Raw genomic sequence first — 16,827 nt, forward strand, 5'->3', positions numbered from 1 at the left:
TCGAAGGCCACTTCCGGGGCTTCGCGGCGGTGCGAGTGCTGAATGGTGGAAGCGTAGGAACCGCTGGGACGGCGGGCCAGTCCACATTGGATTTTGTGGTACAGACTGTCCCTGTGACAGCGGACTTCCTGGGTGAGGCCTATAGCGCGCGGACGATCAAGCTGGCCGCGGTCCGGAATGTGGACTCGGTGGCCACGCTGGTGCGCTACCCGGCGAAGTCTCCCGGTAAGGGCGCTTTGCTCTACGTGCACGGTTTCTGCGACTACTTCTTCCAGACCCACGTCGCCGAGTTCTTCAGTGCACTCGGTTATGACTTCTACGCGCTGGACCTGCGCGCCTATGGCCGGTCGTTGTTGCCGGCCCAGCTGCCGAACTTCGTCACCGACCTGGCCGAGCACTTCGAGGAGCTGGACGCCGCCGCCGAGCTGATCCGGCAGGACGGGCACGAGCGGCTGGTGGTGATGGCGCACTCCACCGGCGGGCTGATCACCCCGCTGTGGGCCGATGCCCGGCGCGGGCAGCTGCCGCTGGACGCGATGGTGCTGAACAGCCCGTGGCTGGACCTGGCCGAACCCTGGTTCAACCGGACCATCGGCACCGCGATCGTCCGGCTACTCGGCCGGTGGCTGCCGAAGCTGGTGGTCAAGCCGACGCTGGCGCCGACCTACGCGCACAGCCTGCTGCGCGCCCACCACGGCGAGTGGGACTACAACCTGGCCTGGAAGCCGATCGAGCACTTCCCGGTGCGGATGGGCTGGCTGCGCGCGGTGCGCCGGGGGCACGCGAAGGTGCACGCCGGGCTGGACGTCGGCGCGCCGGTGCTGGTGCTGTGCTCGGACAAGAGCCTGCTGCACCGCAAGGTGTGGGAGCAGGCGGCGGGCAACGCGGACACCGTGCTGGACGTGGAGCAGATCGCCAGGTGGGCGCCGCGGCTGGGCCGGGAGGTGACCGTGACGCCGGTGCCGGGGGCGCTGCACGACGTGTTCCTGTCCGCGCCCTCGGTGCGGGAGCGGGCGCTGGCCGAGGCGGGGAACTGGCTGACCTCGCGCACGGCGCTGTAGCGGCCGCGGGGCCGCCCCCGGTGTCGGGCGTCACCCGGAGTGAAAATATCGGGGTCTACCCCGAGGTGCGTGGGCCGGAAAACGGGGAATGTGAATGGGGAAGCGGCCGCAGCGAGCGGCCCGACCCCAGGAGGTACTCACGATGTCCGCCCCGATCAGGTCGCGACGGCTGGCCCGGTCGCGCAACAGTGTGTTCTTCGGCGTGGCCGGTGGCCTTGCCGAGTACTTCGGCTGGAAGCCCGGCACGGTGCGGTTGCTGTTCGTGGTCTCGTGCGTGCTTCCTGGGCCGCAGTTCCTGATCTACCTGCTGCTGGCGCTGTTCATGCGCTCGCCGGAGAAGTACTGAACCGCGCTGAGCTGAACTGAGCTGACGGACCCCCGCCGTGCCACCGGCGGGGGTCCGTCTTTTGTCAGCTCAGACCTGCGGGGCCCAGCCCGGCATCGGGTAGCCGGCCATCAGCTCGGCGACCTCGGCCGCGATGCGCTCGATGGCCGCCTCGTCGTTCTCGCCTGCCGCGGTCACCGCGCGGTCCATCCACTCCGCGACCTGCGGCATCTGCTCGACGCCCAGGCCACGGGTGGTGATGCCCGCGGTGCCCAGCCGGATGCCGGAGGGGTCGAACGGCTTGCGCGGGTCGAAGGGCACCGTGTTGTAGTTCAGCTCCACGCCCGCCCGGTCCAGCGCCTTGGCCGCCGGCTTGCCGCCGATGCCCTTGCTGGTCAGGTCGGCCAGGATCAGGTGGTTGTCCGTGCCGCCGGAGACCAGCTCGAAGCCGCGTGCGAGCAGCGCCTCGGCCAGTGCCTTGGCATTGGCCACCACGGCGTGCGCGTAGTCGCGGAAGGCCGGGCCGGCGGCCTCGCCGAGGGCGACCGCGATGGCGGCGGTGGTGTGGTTGTGCGGGCCGCCCTGCAGGCCGGGGAAGACCGCCTTGTCCAGTGCCTTGGCGTGTTCGGCGTCGGACATCAGCATCGCGCCGCGCGGGCCGCGCAGCGTCTTGTGCGTGGTGGTGCTGATGACCTGGGCGTGCCCGGCCGGGCTGGGGTGCGCGCCACCGGCGATCAGGCCGGCGATGTGCGCGATGTCGGCGACCAGGATGGCGCCCACCTCGTTGGCGATCTCGGCGAAGGCCGGGAAGTCGATGGTGCGCGGGATCGCGGTGCCGCCGCAGAAGATCAGCTTCGGCCGTTCGGCGCGGGCCAGGTCGCGCACCTGGTCCATGTCCACGGTGCCGGTCTCCTTGCGCACGCCGTACTGCACGGCGCGGAACCACTTGCCGGTGGCCGAGACGCTCCAGCCGTGCGTGAGGTGGCCGCCGGAGGGCAGCGCCATGCCCATCACGGTGTCGCCCGGCTCGGCGAAGGCCAGGTAGACGGCCAGGTTGGCCGGGGAGCCGGAGTAGGGCTGCACGTTGGCGTGGTCCACGCCGAAGAGCGCCTTGGCCCGGTCCACGGCCATGGTCTCGATCGGGTCCACGAGCTGCTGGCCCTCGTAGTAGCGGCGGCCTGCGTAGCCCTCGGAGTACTTGTTGGTCAGCACGGTGCCAGTGGCTTCCAGCACCGCTTCGGAGACGTAGTTCTCCGAGGCGATCATGCGCAGCTTCTCGAACTGGCGGCCGGCTTCGGCCTGCACGAGTTCGGCGAGCACCGGGTCGGCATGGGTGAGATGGGGCAGGGCGGGCTGGTGCATGGACGAGTCCTCCTCGCGGCACGGCAACGGGTTCCGGCTGCGCCCAGGCGTACGGCGCGCACCGATCCGTGCCGCTCCCCGATGGTTGGTTCCACCCGAACACGCCAGTCGCGACAGGGGTGATCCTACCGCGCGACGGGGTAGGAGAGGGGTGGATAGGGTGATCCGCAGCCGCGGTGCCCATGACCCGCGAGACCCCATTTCTTGGAGTGCCGATGAGCCTCGAACGTCCCGTCGCCCCCGACCCGTACAGCCTGCTGCCCCCGGTCGGCTCCTTCACCGTCACCTCCACTGACGTGGCCGACGGCGAGCAGCTGACGAACGCGCAGGTGTTCAACGGGATGGGTCTGTCCGGCGAGAACCGCTCCCCGCAGCTGAGCTGGAGCGGCTTCCCCGCCGAGACCAAGAGCTTCGCCGTGACCTGCTTCGACCCGGACGCGCCGACCCCGTCCGGCTTCTGGCACTGGGTGGTGGTGGACGTGCCGGCCTCGGTCACCGAACTGGCCGCCGACGCCGGCCGCGCGGACGGCTCCGGGCTGCCCGCCGGCGCCTTCCACGTGCGCACCGACTTCGGCTCGGCGGGCTACGGCGGGGCCGCGCCGCCCGCCGGGGACCACCCGCACCGCTACCTGTTCGCGGTGCACGCACTGGATGTGGAGACCCTGGGCGTGGACGCCTCGGCCACCCCGGCGGTGGTCAGCTTCAACCTGGTGTTCCACACCCTGGCGCGGGCCGTGATCAGCCCGGTCTTCGCGCACTGACCGGATGGGAGTCCGGGTCTTACCGGCCTGGGTCGCGGGCATCGCCGCGGTCGTACTGACCCTGGTGCTGTTCGTGCCCTACGTCGCCGTGCGCTACCGCAAGCGCGGCGACCTCGGTGCCGGTGATGTGGCGGTGGCCTTCGCCTTCCTGCTCTACCTACTGGCGCTGCTCGCCTATGTGATGATCCCGCTGCCGCCGGTGGGACCGGACTTCTGCCAGCAGTTCGGTGTGCGGGCGCAGTGGCAGCCGCTGCACGTGCTCACCGAGTGGCCCTCGGTGCACGGCTGGCGGGACCTGCCCAGGGTGGCCGCGGACGGCAGCTTCCGCTCCTTCGCGCTCAACGTGGCCCTGTTCGTGCCGCTGGGCATGTTCGTCCGGCACCTGTTCCGGCGCGGTTTCCTCGCCAGCGCGTTCCTCGGCGCGGGGGTGTCGCTGCTGATCGAGCTGACCCAGCTGACCGGGATCTGGTGGGTCTACCCGTGCGCGTTCCGGATCTTCGACGTGGACGACCTGATCTCCAACACCACCGGCGCGGCGCTGGGCGTGCTGTTCGCGCCGCTGCTGCGGCTGGTGCCCGGGCAGCGGGCGGTGGCCGACGCCGGGCTGCCGCGGCCGGTGACCCGGTGGCGGCGGCTGCTGGCGATGGTGTGCGACCTGCTGCTGTTGTGGTGGGCCGGGAACGTGTTCGCGCTGGTCGCGGGCGTGGGCGGGGTCGCGGGGCCGTGGGTGCCCGCGTGGGCGCAGTGGTGGTTGCCGGCGGGGATCTTGCTGGTGCTGACAATGGTGGCGCGGGGCGCGAGTCCCGGGCAGGTGATCGTGCGGCTGCGGCCGGTGGCGGCCGAGGACGGTGCGCGCCCGGGGCCGGAGCCGGCAAGGGACGGCGCGGACCGAGGGCCGGTGGCGGGCGCGCGGGCTCCTGGGCTGGTGGCGCTGCTGGTGCGCTGGCTGATCGGGCTCGGCGGGGTGGCCGGGCTGCTCGGCTTCGCCGCGGCGCCGACCGAGGTGCCTGGCGCGGACATCGCACTGTGGCTGGCGCTCGGGTTGTTGCTGACGCACGCCGTTTCGGCGGTTTTCGGGCGGGACTCGCGGGGAATCTCCGGGCGGCTCGCCGGGTTGCAGGTCATCGACGCCCGGATGCCCGTGGCGGTCAGCGACCCCGCCGATGACCGGCGGACCACGAGCGACAGGCAGGATGGATAGCGTGCCTCACTACGACCTGGTCATCATCGGCAGCGGCTCGGGCAACTCGATCATCGACGAGCGGTTCGACGACTGGAACATCGCGATCGTGGAGAAGGGTGTCTTCGGCGGCACCTGCCTCAACGTCGGCTGCATCCCGACCAAGATGTTCGTGCATCCCGCCGAGCTCGCCAGCAGCCCGAAGCCCGCGGCCAAGCTGGGTGTGGACCTGGAGCTGCACGGGGTGAACTGGCCACAGATCCGGGACCGGGTGTTCGGCCGGATCGACCCGATCGCCGAGGGCGGGTTCCGCTACCGCGCGCAGGAGTGCCCGAACGTCACCGTCTACACCGGTGAGGCGAGGTTCACCGGGCCGAAGCAGCTGGACACCGGCACCGGGGTGACCATCACCGCGGACCGGTTCGTGATCGCGGCGGGCAGCCGTCCGGTGATCCCGGCGGTGGCCGGCATCGACGAGGTCGGCTTCCACACCAACGAGACCGTGATGCGCCTGGAGAAGCTGCCCGCGCGGATGGTGATCCTCGGCGGCGGGTTCGTGGCCACCGAGTTCGCGCACGTGTTCAGTTCCTTCGGTGTCCAGGTGACCGTGGTCAACCGGTCGGGCGCGCTGCTGCGGGCCGAGGACGGCGAGATCTCCGCCCGGTTCACCGAGCTGGCCGGCCAGCGCTGGGACCTGCGGCTCAACTGCAAGGCGCTGCGCGCGGAGCGGGTGGACGGCGTGGTCCGGCTGCACCTGGAAGGGCCGGAGGGCGCCGAGGTGGTGGAGGCCGAGGAGCTGCTGGTGGCGGCCGGGCGGATCCCGAACGCGCACCTGCTGGATGTGGACAAGACCGGCGTCGGCACGCATGCCGACGGTCGGATCGCGGTCGACGAGCACCAGCGCACCGGCGTCGAGGGCATCTTCGCCCTGGGCGATGTCAGCTCGCCGTACCAGCTCAAGCACGTGGCCAACCACGAGGCGAAGGTGGTCCAGCACAACCTGCTGCACCCGGACTCGCCCAGGACCACCGACCACCGGTTCGTGCCGCACGCGGTGTTCTCCACGCCGCAGGTCGCCTCGGTCGGGCTGACCGAGGAGCAGGCCAAGGCGGCCGGGTTCAACCACGTGGCGGTCACCCAGGAGTACGGCGGCATCGCCTACGGCTGGGCGATGGAGGACACCACCAGCTTCTGCAAGCTGATCGCCGACCCGGCCTCCGGGCTGCTGCTCGGCGCGCACATCATCGGGCCGCAGGCGGCCACGTTGATCCAGCCGCTGATCCAGGCCATGCACTTCGGGCTGGACGCGCGGACCATGGCGCGCGGGCAGTACTGGATCCACCCGGCCATGCCGGAACTGCTGGAGAACGCGCTGCTCAAGATCTGAGCCGGGTCACCCCGCGACCGCGCACCGCGGTCGCGGGGCAGGCGCTCAGACGTAACGGGGGCGGCCGGCCAGGTAGCCGATGAGCAGCTGGATGGTCATCGCGGTGAGGACCAGCAGCAGCGAGGCGGTCCAGCCACCGGTCCAGCCGTGCAGCATGCCGACGCCGAACGGGCCGACCGCGGCGATCAGGTAGCCGAGGCTCTGCGCCATCGCGGAGAGCTCGGCGGTGTCGGCCACGGTGCGTGAGCGCAGCGCGATGAAGGTCAGCGCGAGCGGGAACAGCCCGCCCATGCCGACGCCGAGCAGCGCCACCCACAGCACCGGGGACAGCGTGGGCGCGACCAGCAGGCCCAGCACGCCGAGCAGCGAGGTCGCGGTCATCGCCACGGCCCAGCCGGACTGCGCGCGGCGGCGGGTGACCAGCGGCGGGACGATCAGCGCGGCGGGCACGCCGATGACCATCAGCGCGCCGAGCATGACGCCGGCGGTGGTCGGGTCGACGCCCGCGACGTCGCGCAGGATCTCCGGCAGCCAGCCCATCCAGGTGTAGGCGACCAGCGACTGCATGCCGAAGAAGCCGGTGACGGCCCAGGCCAGCGGGTTGCGGTACAGGCTGCGGGAGCGCCCGGCGGCCGCGGTGGTGGACGCGGCGGCCGGTTCGGCGGCGGTGGCCCGGGTCGCGGTGGTGGCGGACGTCGCGGTGGCGGCGAGGGCCGCGGTGGTCTCGGCGCGGGTGGCGGTGGTCTCGGCGGGGGTGGCGGCTTGTTCGAGTGCGTCGTGCGCGAGGGCCGCTTCCTCCAGGGGCTGGGCGCGGCGGCGGGCCACCGCCCAGACGACCAGGGCGGTCACCGCGAGCACCGCCCACAGCCCGACCGCGACCCGCCAGCCGCCGACCCACCGCTCCAGCGGCGCGGTGAAGGCGGCCGCGGCGGCGCCGCCGGCGGAGAGCGCGGCGCTGTAGACGCCCATGACAAAACCGAGCCGTCCGGGGAAGGACTCCTTCACGACCACCGGGATCAGCACGTTGGCCACCGCGATCGAGGAGCAGGCCGCGAGCGTGCCGCCCAGCAGAACCGCAGGTCCGTCCAGGACTCGGAGGGCGAGTCCCAGGCCGAGCAGGCCCAGTGCGAAGCCGACAACGCGCAGCGGGCCGAAGCGGCGGGAGAGCATCGGCGCCACGAGACCGGCGAAACCGAAACACACTGTAGGCACGGCCGTTACCGCGCTGACCCAGACTGCCGAGACGCCCAGAGAATCACGGACCTCCGCCAGCACGGCAGCGAGGCTGGTCACGGCGGGACGGAGGTTGAGCGCGGCAAGCACGATACCGACGATCAACAGCGAACTGCCGCCGACGACCGTAGCTGCACGGGAACGGCCGGAAGTGGCAGGCTGAGCTGCTGACCGGATGTCGTCAGGGAGGATCGGCGTCACGGTCACGCGAGTACTATAAGCAAACATGGGATGTCCGGATGAAAGGATGAGACTGTGCCGTTGGCCACTACCCGACGCACCGGCCTCGTCGAGCAGGTGATCGACCAGATGCGCACGCTGGTGACCAGCGGCGAATGGCCGATCGGGCGGCGGATTCCCGCTGAGCCCGAGCTTGTGACGGCGCTGGGCGTGGGCAGGAACACGGTCCGGGAGGCGGTCCGGGCGCTGGCGCACGCCGGGTTGCTGGAGGTGCGACAGGGCGACGGCACGTTCGTGCGCGCGACCAGTGAGCTTTCCGGCGCGGTGCGCAGGCTGTGCGATGCCGAGCTGCGCGACGTGCTGGAGGTGCGGCACGCGCTGGAGGTCGAGGGCGCGCGGCTGGCCGCGGTCCGCCGCAGCGAGGAGGAGCTGCACCGGCTGACCGAGACCCTGGCCGAGCGGGACGCCGCGCTGGCCGCCGGGGAGTGGGATCGGATGGTGGTCACCGACACCGCCTTCCACCTGATGCTCGTCGAATGCTCGCAGAACCCGGTGCTCACCGAGCTGTACCGAGGGTTCACCGAGGCAGTGAAGGCCAGTGTCGCGACCACGGTGGACTCCGAGGTGGACGGCGACCGGCACATCTCCCACCAGGACCTGCTGGCGGCGGTCCGGGACCAGGACCCCGAACGCGCGGCCCGGGAGGCAGGCGGCTTCATCGAGGAACTGCTCTCCACCCTCGGTTCCGCCGAGCACTAGGCACAACGGCGGCCCGCCGGATGACCGGGAACCACCGGCGGGCCTGTCCTCGGCCGGGGGCGGTTCTCCGCGACGGCCAACGACTGGCGCAGGCCGCGCGGCACGGGAGGCCGACGCGGCGGTCGCGGTGTGGCGGCAAACCGGCCGCCGGGGACGTGCGCTGCGCTAGCGGCCCCTGGTCCGCTGCTCGCGGGCGTCCAGGTCGGCGTTGAGGCGGGCGACCAGGCGGGCCAGGTCGCGCTGGTCCTGTTCGGGCCAGTCGGCGAGCACGCCGTGCAGCCAGGCGGCGCGGTCGGCTTGCACGATGGCGACCCGACGTCTGCCCTCCTCGGTGGCCTGCAACGGCTGGGTGCGCGCATTGGGCGGGTTGTCGACCACCCTGGCCAGCTCGGCGCTGGTGAGCTTGGCCACATGACGGCTGGCGGTGGACTTGTCCACGTTGAACATCCTGGCCAGCTCGCCGACGGTCAGCCCCGGACGCGCGGAGATCACCGCCAGGTAGGGGTACGTCGTCTGGTCCAGGCCGATGACCTCGGGATATCGAGTGGTCCAGAACCGCCAGAAGGCCTTGCGGGTGAACAGGGTCAGCTCGTGTTCGAGTGCGCCGGTGAGCTGGTCGTCCGCCGTGTTCGGTTCGGCCCGGTTCGTCACGATTCCACCCTTCCACCTGCCGCCGGGAACACCAAGCCGACCGTTGCGTGACGCAACCATCGGGTCTACCGTCGGAGACATCCCACCAATTCAGTGCTGAAGGGGGATCTCTCTCATGTGTGGAATCGCCGGCTGGGTCGGCTACCAGCGCGACCTGACCCAGGAACACGACACCGCCGCCGCGATGACCGAGACGATGGCCTGCCGGGGACCGGATGACGCCGGGCTCTGGCTGGACCGCCACGCCGCGATCGGACAGCGGCGACTGGCCATCATCGATCTTGAGGGTGGCCGTCAGCCGATGCTCGCCGAGGCGCAGGGGCGCACCACCGCGGTGCTGACCTACAGCGGCGAGGTCTACAACTTCCGCGAGCTGCGCGCCGAGCTCCAGCGCCGCGGCCACCTCTTCCGCACCGCCAGCGACACCGAGGTGGTGCTCAACGCCTACCTGGAGTGGGGCCCGTCCCTGGTCGACCGGCTCAACGGCATGTACGCCTTCGCCATCTGGGACGCCCGCACCGAGGAGCTGCTGCTGGTGCGCGACCGGATGGGCATCAAGCCGCTCTACTACTACCCCACCGCCGACGGCGTGCTCTTCGGCTCCGAGCCCAAGGCGATCCTGGCCAACCCGCTGGCCGAGGCGGTGCTGGACGCGGACGGGCTGCGCGAGGCGCTGGGCTTCGTCAAGACGCCGGAGCTGGGCATCCTGCGCGGGCTGTCGGAGGTGCGGCCCGGCTCGGTGGTCACGGTGTCCCGCAAGGGGATCAGCAAGTCCCGGTACTGGCAGTTGGAGGCCACCGAGCACACCGACGACCTGGACACCACCGTGCGCACCGTGCGGGAACTGCTGGAGGACATCGTCGAGCGGCAGCTCATCGCGGACGTGCCGCTGTGCACGCTGCTCTCCGGCGGCCTGGACTCCAGCGCGCTGACCGCGCTGGCGGCCAAGGCGCTGACCGCGCAGGGCGCGGGTCCGGTGCGCTCGTTCTCGGTGGACTTCGCCGGGTACACCGACAACTTCCACGCCGACGCCTTCCGGGACAGCCCGGACGCGCCGTTCGTGGCCGAGGTCGCCGAGCACGTGGCCGCCGAGCACACCAACATCGTGCTGGACAACGACGACCTGATGGACCCGGTGGTGCGCGCGGCCGCGCTGCACGCCCGCGACCTGCCCAACGGCATGGGCGAGATGGACTTCTCGCTGTACCTGCTGTTCAAGGCGATCCGCGGCCGGTCCACGGTGGCGCTGTCCGGGGAGTCCGCCGATGAGGTCTTCGGCGGCTACAAGTGGTTCCACGACCCGGCCGCGGTCAACGGGAACACCTTCCCGTGGATCGCCGCGCGAGCGCACAGCCAGACCGAGTCGGTCTACCGCGGGCTGGCCGAACGGCTCCAGCTGGGCGACTACGTGCAACAGCGCTACCAGGAGGCATTGGCCGAGGTGCCCAGGCTGGCCGGGGAGACCGGGCTGGAGGCGCGGATGCGCGAGCTGAGCTACCTCAACCTGACCCGGTTCGTGAACCTGCTGCTGGACCGCAAGGACCGGATGAGCATGGCGGTCGGCCTTGAGGTCCGGGTGCCGTTCTGCGACCACCGCCTGGTGCAGTACGTGTTCAACGCGCCGTGGGCGATGAAGACCTTCGACGGCAAGGAGAAGAGCCTGCTGCGCGCGGCCACCGCGGACGTGCTGCCGCAGTCGGTGGTGCAGCGCAAGAAGAGCCCGTACCCCTCCACCCAGGACGCGGGGTATGAGAAGGCGCTGCGCGAGGAGCTGGCCAGGGTGATCGAGGACTCGTCCGCGCCGGTGACCGAACTGGTGCCGCGCAAGGACATCCAGACCCTGCTGGACTCACCGCTGGTCACCGTCGGCTCGGACTCCGCGACCCGGCGCACGGTGGAGTCGCTGCTGGGCCTGAACCGGTGGATCGTGGACTACGGCGTGCGGGTCGAGCTGTAGCAGTCGTAGAGCTGCCCTGTCCCCGGCACCGGCGCGCAGTGCGCGGTGACCCAGGACAGGGCCGCGTCCACCACGGCCGTGCCTGCGCCCGCACCGCCGCCGAACTGGAGCGTCGGGGACGCGCCGGTGGTCCAGACGAAGCGCAGCTGTCCACTGTGGACATAGTTTTGCAGCTGGGCCGTGGTGGGTGCAGGGTCGTTGCCGTTGAAGCCGCCGACGGCCATCACCGGCAGGCCGGTGTCCAGGATGACCGGGGCGGCGACCAGCGCGCCTACCACGGCCACCGCCCAGCGCTCGTTGCGGTACTGGGCCTCCAGGTGGGCCAGCGCGGCGGCACTGGGGCCTTCGGCGCGGTCCGGGGCGAACCTGACGGCGGCCGCGGGCTGCGCGATCGGGAAGGTCACCGAGGTCTTCGCGGTCAGCGGGGTCACCGCGTAGGCGGCGGGTCCGGCCAGGGCCGCGAGCAGCCCGGTGATCGCGGTGAGCGCGGTCGCCCGGCGGGAGAAACGGCCGCCCAGCAACGGGATCGCCAGCGCGACCGAGGCGGCCAGGCCGAGCAGCGCGAGGGTGACCGGCAGCCAGGGCAGGTAGTCCGGGGTGCGGCCGAGCAGGGTCGCGCCCCAGAACCCGGTCAGCCCCACGGTCACCGGCAGCAGCCAGCCCCAGTGCGAGCGGTCCCGGTGCAGCCGCCACAGCGCGGTCGCGCCCGCACCGGCCACCACGGCCAGCGGCGGGGCCAGCGCGACCGTGTAGTAGGTGTGCCAGATCCCGGCGGCGGTGGAGAACACGACCGCGGTGGTGAGCAGCCAGCCGCCCCACAGCACCAGTTCGGCGCGCTGCCGCCGCAGTACCAGCGCGGCCAGGAAACCCAGCAGCGCCAACGGGAACAGCCAGGCGATCTGGCCGCCGACCTCGCCGCTGAGCAGCCGGTCCCAGCCGCTGGCGTTGCCCCCGCCGCCACCACCGGCGTTCAGCCCTGGCGAGCCGACCCGGTTCTGGCCGAGCAGTCGGCCGAAACCGTTGTAGCCGAACAACAACTCGCTCACCGTGTTGTCGGTGCTGCTGCCGATGAAGGGTCGCTCGGCCGGGTTGACCGAGTCCACCGCGAGCAGCCAGGACAGGCTCACCCCGAGCAGCACCACCCCCGCCAGGCCGAGCCGGAGCAGCTTGCGCCACCACGGCCCGCCGACACCGACCAGGTAGGCGACGGCCGCGGCTGGCACGATCAGATAAGCCTGCAACATCTTGGTGTTGAAGGCCAGACCGACAGCCAGCGCGCAGGCCAGCAGCGGCAGCAGGTGGCCGGAGCGGACCGCGTTGGACAGCGCCCAGGCGGCCAGGGTGAGCAGCAGGACCAGCAGGGTGTCCGGGTTGTTGTGCCGGGTCACCGCGACCACCACCGGGGTCAGGGTGAGCGCCAGCGCGGCCAGAATGCCCGCTGCCGGCCCGAAAGCGCGTCTGGTCACATGGTGCACCACCGCGACCGCGGCCACCCCGGCCACGGCCTGTGGCAGCAGGATGCTCCAGCTGGAGAAGCCGAACGCCCTGGCGGACAAGGCCTGCACCCACAGCGCCAGCGGCGGCTTGTCCACCGTGATGAAGCCACCGGCGTCCAGCGCGCCGTAGAAGAAGGCCGACCAGCTCTTGGTGGCGCTGAGCACCGCCGCGGAGTAGTAGGTGTTGGCGAAGCCGTTGGCGGACAGGGCCCAGGTGTAGAGCACCGCGGCCAGTGCCAGCACCGCGGCGAGGGCGGGCCGGGACCAGCGGGGCTGGCGCGTGCGGTCGGTCACGGGAGCAGGCTGGCCGCCGTGGCTGGGAGCCAGGTGGGAACCCGCTGGGAGTCAGCCCGGAGCGGGCATGGGGAACGGGCGCGGCCGGGGAGGACACGGCCGCGCCCGTTCGTCGGTGGCGCGGTCAGTTGCGGTTGATGGTGAAGGTGGAGGTGGTGTTGCGGATGTCGGTGTGGTTGCCGGAAAGGCGGAGGTTGTTGAAGGTGACCGAGCCGACCGCGGGGCCCTGACCGGGTTCCGGCAACTCGTTGGCCCAGAGGCCGAAGCCGGACTTGGCGTCGAAGGCGTCGCCGCTCTTGCGGGCGCCGGAGATGGAGACGTTGGTGAACACCGTGTCGGTGATCGGGTTCTCCGGCTGGCCAGGACTGCTGTACTTGGTCTGGAACATGATGCCGCTGTAGGTCGGGTCGATGATGTCCACATCGGACACCCGGATGTTGCGGAAGACCTTGGAGGCGGAGAACACCCAGATGCCCGGGAATGTTTGAGCGCCCCAGAAATGGCCGCCCGCCCTGACGATGGAGATGTTCTCGAACTTCGTCGGCCCCGGCCCGAAGCCGTTCATCGGGTAGCCGAAGTCCAGCGAGGAGATGGTGATGCCGGAGTAGACCAGGGTGTCGGCGATGTAGATGTTGCGGAAGGTGTTGTCATAGCCGCCGTAGACCGCGACCCCGGCCGCCCGCCAGGTCAGCGTGGAGGTCAGGTTCTCGTAGACGTTGTTCCTGATGTCCGCGCCACCGGCGTCGATCGCGGAGAACAGCGCGAAGCTGTCGTCACCGCTGGCCCGCGAGTCGTTGTTGACCACGTGGTTGTCGGTGCTGCCGTTGGTCATGTTGATCGCGTCGGCGAACATGTTGCGGACCCGGGAGTTCTTGATGGTGATCCGGTCGGTGTTCGCGCCCCAGTACAGGCACACCATGTGCTCGTTCCAGATGTTGTCGATGACGATGTCGCTGACGTTCTGGAAGTCGAACACCTTGCCGGGACCGTCGATCCGCGAGGTGTAGTTGCCGAAGTAGGCGAAGTTGGCGAAGGAGGACCCGCTCGCGCTGCCCTCGGCCCGGAAGCCGACGTCGGTGTTGGCCTGGCCGGCCGGTGCGTGGAACCTGGTGAACCACGGCCCGGCTCCGGTGATCTTGACCGCCTTGCCGTAGACCTGGAACTTGCTGCTGGTCTGGTAGTCACCGGCGGGCAGGTACACCCCGACGAGGGTGCCGCTGGTGTCCATCCGGACCTTGTCCAGCGCGTTCTGCACGTCCTGGTGGCCGAACCCGCTGGGCACGGCGTACTTGGCCGGGTCGGGGTTGGCCATCGGCGCGACCTGCTCGGTGTTGATGAAGTCGATGGCGTAGCTGCTGGTGTTGCCGCCGTCCTTCTGCAGCTTGATCTTGCTGCCCTTGGGGATGGTGCTGCCGAACATCAGGTTCGCCTCGTCGTAGATGTGCCGGGGGCCGCCCGCGCCCGGTGAGTTCTCCGGGCTGGCCTCGGCGCCGTAGAGCCAGGCGTACTTGGAGGTCAGGGTGATCGGCTTGTGCGGCTGGCCGTTGACGTAGATGTTGAGCGTGGCGTCGATGCCGCCGCCACCGGGGGCGTCCGGGATGGAGAAGCGGGTCACCAGGGTGTTGGTCTCGGCCCTGGTGGTGAACTCCACGAAGCTGCCGGTGTTGTTCAGGGTGACCGCGCGGCGGCCGGAGGCCTCACCGGCGAGGTCGCCGATGGTGCGGTTCGGGCCGATGACCTGCGCGCCGCCGCCGATGACCGCGTCCTCGGCCTCGTACATGTCGTAGGGCATGTTCGCGCCCCTGCCCACGAACAGGGCCTGGCTGCTGGTGTTGTTGGCGCGCTTGACCGGCAGCTCGTTGGCGTCCTCGGCCAGCACCACCCGGACCGAGTGCCTGCCCGCCGCGGACGGCCAGCTGCCCAGGTTCACCGGGGCGGTGGTGGCACCGGCGGCGATGACGCCGTTGTGCGCGCCGGTGAGGGTGCGGACCACGGTTCCGTTGCCGTCCAGGACGTTCAGCGTGATGCCGTGCGCGCCCGCGGCCGAGGCGATGCTGCCCTGGTTGCGGATGGCCACCGCGAACTCGACCGCGGCCCCGGGGGCAGGGTTGTTCGGGGTCCAGCTGACCGAGGCGGCCACCAGGTCCGAGCTGGACACCGGGTTCACCGTGAGCTGGCTGGCGTTGGTGTGGCTGTTGTCGGTCTCGTTCTGCTCGACGACCGCGTTGTCCTCATCGACCTTGGCGGTCAGCGGGTAGCTGCCCGCGTCCCTCGGGCCGATGTCAGTGGTGACGGTCGTGCTCGCTCCCGCGGCCAGGCCCCCGACCGCGGCGGCGCCGACTTTGTTCTCCCCCAGGTAGAAGGTGACGCTGGTCGCGCTTGAGGCGGCGCTGCCGGAGTTGCGCACGGTCGCGCTCAGCCGCACCGGGTCGGTCTCCACCGGGGTGGCCGGGGTCCAGGAGCTGCCGGTGACGGTCAGGTTCGGGTTGGGCGCGGGGGTGCCGAGCACCTGGAACTCCGCGACCTGTCCGGCGGGCGCGCCGGTGTTGCCGGTGAAGCGGAGCTGGAGGTCGGCGGCCCTGCCCTTGGCGGCGATGGTCACCGTGTTGCCGGTGGCCGGGTCGAAGACGTGCTGGGCGGATGCGGCCAGCTGGCTGAACGCGCCGCCGCCCTGGTCCCGGCCGAGCACCTCCAGGGTCTGGGTGCGGCGGCCCCACGCGGTGCCGGGGTCGAGCTTGAGCACCACCGAGCTGACGTCGGCGTTGGCGCCCAGGGACACGGTGAGCGTGTTCGGGTAGCCCGCGCCGCCCTCCCAGTAGGTCTGCGCGTTGTTGTCGTTGGCGTTGGCCGCGACGAAGTTGTGCACGTGCGAGGAGGCGGTGATCGGCTTGCCCTGGGCCAGGTTCGTGCCGCTGTCCGGGCCGGTGCGGGTGACCGTGTTGCTGTTGGGCGAGGCGTTGCCCGCGGCGTCGCGCGCCCGCACGTGGTAGCTGACGGTCGCGTTCACCGGCTGGGTGTCGGTGTAGCTGAGCACGTTCCCGGCCACCCGGCTGCGCAGGGTGTTGTTGGCGTAGACGTCGTAGCCGGTGACGCCGACGTTGTCGGTGGCCGCGGTCCAGGTCAGCCGGATCTGGTCCACACCGGGCTGGGTGTAGGCCAGCTCGCCCGGCGCGGTGGGCGCCTGGGTGTCGCCGGTGACCGGGCCGTAGATCTCGAACTCGGCCAGCTGGGCCGCCGGCCAGCCGGTGTTCGCGCTGAACTCCAGCCGGAGGTGCCGGGTGGTGGCCGCGGCGTTGAGGGTGAGCGTCACCGTGTTCTGCGCCTGCGGGCTGAAGGTGTGCGCCGCGAGGGCCAGCAGGTCGGTGAAGGTGGTGCCGTTGTCGCTGCCGCGCACGGTGAAGGTCTGGCCGCGCGGCTCCCAGTTCGGCGGCAGCTTCAGTACCAGCCGGTTGACCGCGACCGAGGCGCCGAGGTCGGCCTGGAGCCACTGCGGGAAGGCGTTGTTCGCGCTTTCCCAGTAGCTGCCCTGGTTCCCGTCGCCGGCGTTGGCCGCGCCGTAGTCCTGGTGCTGGCTGCTCGCGGTGAAATTGGCCGCGGCGGCCAGGTCCACGGTGGACGGGGTGGCCCGGCGGACCTGGAGCTCGGCCAGCTGCGCGGCCCGGTCGCCGGAGTTGGCGCTGATCTCGACCCGCAGGTGGCGGGTGGTGGTCGCGGGCAGGTCGAGGGTGACCGTGTTGCCGGTGGCCGGGTCGAAGGTGCGCGCGCGGGAGGTGAGCAGGGTGTCGAAGCCGACCCCGTCCCTGCTGCCCTGAACGGCGAACGTCTGGGCGCGTTTCGCCCACCGCTGGGGCAGTTTCAGCGTGACCTGGTCGATGGTCTGCTCGCCGCCGAGGTCGACCTGGGCCCACTGCGGAAGCGCGTCGCCCGCGCTCTGCCAGTAGGTGCCCTGGTCGCCGTCGGTGAGGGCGCGGGCGTTGTGCGCGGCTTCGGCGCTGCTGGCCGCGGCCGGCTGCCGGATCGCCACATCCGGCGCGGGGGCGGCGGTGGCCACCACGGGTCCACCCATGCTGAGCAGGGAATACGCGGCTAACAGGGCGATGGGTCGGAACAGTGAGCGCTGCACTCTCATGGCGGTCCTCTGTTTCTCATCCCCGGGGCAGGGCAGCCAGGGAGGAGGTCAT

At 71.1% G+C, this 16,827-nt stretch carries 12 protein-coding genes and 1 riboswitch; of the genes, 7 read left to right on the forward strand and 5 right to left on the reverse strand.

Annotated features, from left to right (window positions below; all coding sequences use genetic code 11):
* Positions 1-113 precede the first annotated feature (113 nt).
* On the forward strand, positions 114-1,061 hold the full coding sequence (locus ACWDY5_RS24535; protein WP_449724505.1) for an alpha/beta hydrolase: 948 nt from the start codon (positions 114-116) through the stop codon (positions 1,059-1,061).
* Positions 1,062-1,203: 142 nt separating this feature from the next.
* Complete coding sequence (locus ACWDY5_RS24540) at positions 1,204-1,407, forward strand: PspC domain-containing protein (protein ID WP_449724506.1); 204 nt, start codon at positions 1,204-1,206, stop codon at positions 1,405-1,407.
* Positions 1,408-1,476: 69 nt separating this feature from the next.
* On the opposite strand, the gene glyA is transcribed toward ACWDY5_RS24540, so the two are convergent.
* Entirely contained in the window at positions 1,477-2,748 is a 1,272-nt protein-coding gene (gene glyA / locus ACWDY5_RS24545; protein ID WP_449724507.1) for a serine hydroxymethyltransferase, read from the reverse strand.
* A gap of 34 nt (positions 2,749-2,782) precedes the next feature.
* Positions 2,783-2,870: riboswitch (ZMP/ZTP riboswitch) on the reverse strand.
* A 93-nt stretch (positions 2,871-2,963) separates the two neighbouring features.
* Here glyA and ACWDY5_RS24550 point away from each other — a divergent pair.
* The 3 genes from ACWDY5_RS24550 to ACWDY5_RS24560 are packed head-to-tail and all read left to right on the forward strand — an operon-like array spanning position 2,964 to position 6,076.
* A complete protein-coding gene (locus ACWDY5_RS24550) occupies positions 2,964-3,509 on the forward strand; it encodes a YbhB/YbcL family Raf kinase inhibitor-like protein (protein ID WP_449724508.1) in 546 nt (181 codons plus the stop codon).
* A gap of 4 nt (positions 3,510-3,513) precedes the next feature.
* Entirely contained in the window at positions 3,514-4,710 is a 1,197-nt protein-coding gene (locus ACWDY5_RS24555) for a VanZ family protein (RefSeq protein WP_449724509.1), read from the forward strand.
* A gap of 1 nt (position 4,711) precedes the next feature.
* A complete protein-coding gene (locus tag ACWDY5_RS24560) occupies positions 4,712-6,076 on the forward strand; it encodes a mycothione reductase (protein ID WP_449724510.1) in 1,365 nt (454 codons plus the stop codon).
* Positions 6,077-6,121: 45 nt separating this feature from the next.
* Here the strand turns inward: ACWDY5_RS24560 and ACWDY5_RS24565 are convergent, their stop codons facing one another.
* The gene (locus ACWDY5_RS24565; RefSeq protein WP_449724511.1) at positions 6,122-7,537 is read right to left on the reverse strand and encodes an MFS transporter; all 1,416 of its coding nucleotides are present in this window, start codon (positions 7,535-7,537) and stop codon (positions 6,122-6,124) included.
* Between the two features lie 27 nt (positions 7,538-7,564).
* Between ACWDY5_RS24565 and ACWDY5_RS24570 the strand changes: the two genes are divergently transcribed.
* The gene (locus tag ACWDY5_RS24570; RefSeq protein ID WP_449724512.1) at positions 7,565-8,248 is read left to right on the forward strand and encodes a FadR/GntR family transcriptional regulator; all 684 of its coding nucleotides are present in this window, start codon (positions 7,565-7,567) and stop codon (positions 8,246-8,248) included.
* A 165-nt stretch (positions 8,249-8,413) separates the two neighbouring features.
* On the opposite strand, the gene ACWDY5_RS24575 is transcribed toward ACWDY5_RS24570, so the two are convergent.
* Positions 8,414-8,899, reverse strand: a complete 486-nt coding sequence (locus ACWDY5_RS24575) for a MarR family winged helix-turn-helix transcriptional regulator (protein WP_449724513.1) — start codon at positions 8,897-8,899, stop codon at positions 8,414-8,416.
* A 115-nt stretch (positions 8,900-9,014) separates the two neighbouring features.
* On the opposite strand from ACWDY5_RS24575, the gene asnB reads away from it, so the two are divergent.
* Positions 9,015-10,856, forward strand: a complete 1,842-nt coding sequence (gene asnB / locus ACWDY5_RS24580) for an asparagine synthase (glutamine-hydrolyzing) (RefSeq protein ID WP_449724514.1) — start codon at positions 9,015-9,017, stop codon at positions 10,854-10,856.
* On the opposite strand, the gene ACWDY5_RS24585 is transcribed toward asnB, so the two are convergent.
* Both ACWDY5_RS24585 and ACWDY5_RS24590 read right to left on the reverse strand, forming a co-directional pair.
* On the reverse strand, positions 10,832-12,646 hold the full coding sequence (locus ACWDY5_RS24585) for a glycosyltransferase family 39 protein (protein ID WP_449724515.1): 1,815 nt from the start codon (positions 12,644-12,646) through the stop codon (positions 10,832-10,834). The genes asnB and ACWDY5_RS24585 overlap by 25 nt on opposite strands.
* 124 nt (positions 12,647-12,770) lie before the next feature.
* Positions 12,771-16,712: a discoidin domain-containing protein gene (locus ACWDY5_RS24590; RefSeq protein WP_449724516.1), complete on the reverse strand. Its 3,942-nt coding sequence runs from the start codon at positions 16,710-16,712 to the stop codon at positions 12,771-12,773.
* Between the last annotated feature and the right edge of the window lie 115 nt (positions 16,713-16,827).

The sequence above is a fragment of the Crossiella sp. NPDC003009 genome, assembly GCF_053591555.1.

Coding starts and splice junctions, on each gene's coding strand:
- ACWDY5_RS24540 (WP_449724506.1), top strand. CDS start 1,204: ATGTCCGCCCCGATCAGGTCGCGACGGCTGGCCCGGTCGCGCAACAGT.
- ACWDY5_RS24590 (WP_449724516.1), bottom strand. CDS start 16,712: ATGGGTGGACCCGTGGTGGCCACCGCCGCCCCCGCGCCGGATGTGGCG.
- glyA (WP_449724507.1), bottom strand. CDS start 2,748: ATGCACCAGCCCGCCCTGCCCCATCTCACCCATGCCGACCCGGTGCTC.
- ACWDY5_RS24550 (WP_449724508.1), top strand. CDS start 2,964: ATGAGCCTCGAACGTCCCGTCGCCCCCGACCCGTACAGCCTGCTGCCC.
- ACWDY5_RS24565 (WP_449724511.1), bottom strand. CDS start 7,537: ATGTTTGCTTATAGTACTCGCGTGACCGTGACGCCGATCCTCCCTGAC.
- asnB (WP_449724514.1), top strand. CDS start 9,015: ATGTGTGGAATCGCCGGCTGGGTCGGCTACCAGCGCGACCTGACCCAG.
- ACWDY5_RS24555 (WP_449724509.1), top strand. CDS start 3,514: ATGGGAGTCCGGGTCTTACCGGCCTGGGTCGCGGGCATCGCCGCGGTC.